This is a genomic window from Gammaproteobacteria bacterium (genome assembly GCA_037388465.1).
Lineage (GTDB): Bacteria > Pseudomonadota > Gammaproteobacteria > SpSt-1174 > SpSt-1174 > JARRKE01.
In genome coordinates, this window is sequence record JARRKE010000130.1 from 1 (window position 1) to 4166 (window position 4166).

Genomic DNA, 4166 nt, shown 5'->3' on the forward strand with positions numbered 1-4166 from the left:
GCCGACATCCTGCGCGCGCGCTTCAGCCGCGAGGCCATGAGCGGCCCGATCACCGCGGTGCACGCCGAGGTCTATCAGTCCTGGGTCAACCACCTGATGGACAACTACAGCCTGCGCACTCCGCCCAGCCCGATGATGATGATGAAAGCGCCGTCCACCTCGCGCACGTCGGGCGGCAACTTCAAGCTCGACATGCCGATTGCCGGCACCACCTGGACCGTGGGCGTGGACATGCTGAACAACGACAAGGACGCCAACCGCTACAACGTCAGCAGCGGCAGCAACGTGCTCAACTCCGTGCTGTGGCCCGGCGTTTCCATTTATCAGACCGGCCTGTTCGCTCAGTCCGGGCTGATCCCGCTGAACAAGGACAACGGTTTCAAGATCGGCCTGCGCTATGACTACGTCAGCGCCGATGCCAGCCGCGCCAACGTCAAACCCGCCGGCATGGCCTGGAGTCCCAACCAGCTCTACACCGCGTACTACGGCACCACGGCCGAGAAAAAGGATGAGAACAACATCGGCGGACTGCTGCGCTTCGAGCATGCCGTCAGCAACGGTGTGCTGTACGCCGGTTACGCACGCAGCGTGCGCACCGCGGACGCCACCGAGCGCTACATCGCATCCAACTCCATGACCCCGGACGGTCGCTGGGTCGGCAACCCCGACCTGCGGCCCGAAAAGCACAACCAGTTCGAAGCCGGCGCCAAGCTCGGCCGCGGCAAACTGGCCGTGAACGGTTCGGTGTTCTACGACCAGGTGCAGGACTTCATTCTGCGTGATCGCTTCCACAGCACCGATCCCACCCTGGGCAACGCCACCATCTACCGAAACGTCGGCGCGCAGCTCTATGGCACCAACCTGGGCGCGGTCTGGAAGCCCGTACGCGGCTGGAAGGCCGGCTTCAATATGTCATACGTCGCCGCCACCAACACCGACGACAACCGGCCCATCGCGCAGATCCCGCCGCTGGGCGGCGACGTCAGCCTCGAATATCGCCCGGGGCGCTGGTATGCCGGCGGCAAGATGATCTGGAACGCCACCCAGACCCGCGTGGACGACAACCCCAATACCGGCAGCGGCCTCGACGTCGGCCAGACGCCGGGCTGGAGCATAATGAACGTGTACGGCGGCGTGGCCGTCACCCGGCACGTCATGGCGCGCGCCGGCATCGACAACCTGTTCAATCGCAACTACGCGAACCACCTCAACAAGGCCAGCGCCTTCGACGTGACGCAGGTGCAGGTCAACGAGCCCGGACGGGTTGCCTGGGTGAGGTTGAGTGCGCAGTTTTAAGCAGTGAGGTGGGAAGGGTGAGGCGTGAGGAGGTGGCGGTGTCTTTTCGCCTCACCCCTCACTTCTTACGCCTCACTACATTTACGCCTCGATCGCGTACTTCTTCATCCGATACAGCAAGGTATCCCGGCTCAACCCCAATAAACGAGCCGCCCGCGAGCGGTTGCCGCGGCTCTGGGTCAGGGCCTGGCGGATCATGTCGATCTCCAGCTCGGCGAGGCTGATGCCGCCCGCCGGCAGCACGAAGCCCGCCGCGCCCGCCTTGCGGTGATGAATACGCAGCTCGTGGGGCAGGTTGTCCGGCTCCACGCGCTTGCCGCCGAACAGCACCAGCATGCGCTCGCACAGGTTGCGCAGTTCGCGCACGTTGCCGGGCCAGTCGTACTGGGCCAGGGCGGCGCGCGCGGTCTTGCTGTACTGCGGTGCTTCCAGGCCGTGATGCGCGGCCAGGTCGGCGGTCAGGCGGTCGAGCAGCAGCAGCACGTCGCTGCCGCGCTGGCGCAGCGGCGGGATCTCCAGCGGCACCACGTGCAGCCGGTAGTACAGGTCCTCGCGGAAGCGCCCGGCCTGCATCTCGGCGTGCAGGTCGCGGTTGGTGGCGGCGATGATGCGCACGTTCACCTCTTCGGCGCGATTGGAGCCCACCGGCTGGCATTCGCCGGATTCCAGAAAGCGCAGCAGCTTGGCCTGGATGGCCAGCGGCAGCTCGCCCACCTCGTCCAGGAACAGGGTGCCGCCCGCGGCGGAGCGGATGTGGCCGGCGTGCTCGCCGTCCGCGCCGGAGAAGGCGCCCTTGCAGTGGCCGAACAGCAGCGATTCCGCCAGCCCCTCGGGCAGGGAGGCGCAGTTCAGGGAGACGAACGGGCCGTTCGCGCGCGGGCTCTCGGCGTGGATGCCGCGGGCCAGCAGCTCCTTGCCGGTGCCGCTCTCGCCCAGGATCAGCGTGGTCACGTCGGTGGCGGCCACGATGCTGGCGGCGCGCAGCACGGTTTTCAGGTCGGGGGCTTCGCCGTAAAGGGTCTGTTCGAAGGTGTTCATGGCTGCATTCATCCCTCAAATCACACGGTTCGGAGGCAATATGCCTCACAATGAGGGGCAGGATACCGTCTGTCGGGCCCCCGGCCAAGGGCGCAGGGGTGCGTGAAGTGCCTGATTCGCCGGGTATTTGACGCATGTCAGTATCCGGGCCCGCCTTGCAAAACCCAGTGTTGTTCTATAGTTTCAACCCAAGATGAGCCGGTCCTGAAAGCGCCCAGCCGCTGGCAGGTCCGAATCATGCGAAGCTGGGGGTGCCCCGCGGGTTTCGCCGCGGCGGCTGAGACACACCCTTGGAACCTGAACCGGTTAGCCCCGGCGGAGGGAAGCTTCGGAACGACCGTCCCCGGCAGGTCGAACAACCTGCCCTTAACAGACGGCTGTTGTCGCTCCGCTTGCTTGCCTCCGCCCACATATTGTTAAGGTGAGGAAGTACCCATGAGCGCGATCCCACAGGAATTCATCCAGAAAACGGCCAAGCTGTCCGAAGAGGTCACGCGCCCGTTCCCCAACTCCCGCAAGATCTACGTGCAGGGCTCGCGCCCGGACCTCAAGGTCCCCATGCGCGAGGTCGAGCAGTCGCCGACCATGACCAGCGGCTCGCCGGAAGAGAACCCGCCCATCCCGGTGTATGACACCTCCGGCCCCTACACCGACCCGAATCCGCACATCGACCTGATGGCCGGTCTCGCCCCGCTGCGCGAGCCGTGGATTCTGGAGCGGAGCGACACCGAGGAGCTGAGCGGCCCCACCTCCGAGTACGGCCGCGCCCGCCAGGACGACCCCGAGCTGGCCAACCTGCGCTTCGAGCATATCCGCACCCCGCGCCGCGCCCAGGCGGGCAGGAACGTCACCCAGATGCACTACGCGCGTCAGGGCATCGTCACGCCCGAGATGGAATACATCGCCATCCGCGAAAACCTCAAGCTGCGGGAACTGCGCGACGACCCGCGCTACGCCAAGCTGCTGCGCCAGCACCCCGGCCATTCCTGGGGCGCCAGCCTGCCGGATGAGATCACTGCCGAGTTCGTGCGCGACGAGGTCGCCCGCGGCCGCGCCATCATCCCGGCCAACATCAACCATCCGGAACTGGAGCCGATGATCATCGGCCGCAACTTCCGCACCAAGATCAACACCAACATCGGCAACTCCGCCGTCACCTCTTCTATAGAGGAGGAAGTGGAAAAGATGGTGTGGTCCGCGCGCTGGGGCGGCGACACGCTGATGGACCTCTCTACCGGCAAGAACATCCACGAAACCCGTGAGTGGATCCTGCGCAACGCGCCCATGCCCATCGGCACCGTGCCCATCTACCAGGCGCTGGAAAAGGTGGACGGCAAGCCCGAGGAACTCACCTGGGAGCTGTTCCGCGACACCCTCATTCTACACCCACTTCGAGGACATCTGCGAGATCATGAAGGCGTACGACGTCTCCTTCTCGCTGGGTGACGGCCTGCGCCCCGGCTCGATTGCCGACGCCAACGACGCCGCGCAGTACGGCGAGCTGGAGACCCTGGGCGAGCTCACCAAAATCGCCTGGCAGCACGACGTGCAGGTGATGATCGAAGGCCCCGGCCACATCCCGCTGCACAAGGTGAAGGAGAACGTGGACAAGGAGCTGGAAGACTGCTTCGAGGCCCCGTTCTACACCCTTGGCCCGCTGGTCACCGACATCGCCCCGGGCTACGACCACATCACCTCCGGCATCGGCGCCGCCAACATCGGCTGGTACGGCACTGCCATGCTCTGCTACGTGACGCCCAAGGAACACCTCGGCCTGCCCAACAAGCAGGACGTGCGCGACGGCATCATCACCTACAAGATCGCCGCCCACG

Annotated in this window: 2 protein-coding genes, 1 pseudogene and 1 riboswitch; of the genes and pseudogenes, 2 read left to right on the forward strand and 1 reads right to left on the reverse strand. The window is 65.6% G+C overall.

All coding sequences use genetic code 11. The features are described 5' to 3' along the window. Positions 1-1296: TonB-dependent receptor (locus tag P8Y64_14010; protein MEJ2061570.1), on the forward strand; the 1296-nt coding region annotated here is incomplete at its 5' end. Between the two features lie 81 nt (positions 1297-1377). Here the strand turns inward: P8Y64_14010 and P8Y64_14015 are convergent. After that, positions 1378-2334, reverse strand: coding sequence for a sigma-54 dependent transcriptional regulator (locus tag P8Y64_14015; protein MEJ2061571.1), 957 nt, complete (start codon positions 2332-2334; stop codon positions 1378-1380). A 237-nt stretch (positions 2335-2571) separates the two neighbouring features. Then, a riboswitch (TPP riboswitch) is annotated at positions 2572-2675 on the forward strand. Positions 2676-2769: 94 nt separating this feature from the next. Here P8Y64_14015 and thiC point away from each other — a divergent pair. Further along, positions 2770-4166: pseudogene (thiC, locus tag P8Y64_14020) on the forward strand (phosphomethylpyrimidine synthase ThiC).

Bases quoted from the DNA above. Each gene is read 5' to 3' on its own strand.
- P8Y64_14015 (MEJ2061571.1), bottom strand. From the start codon at position 2,334: ATGAACACCTTCGAACAGACCCTTTACGGCGAAGCCCCCGACCTGAAA.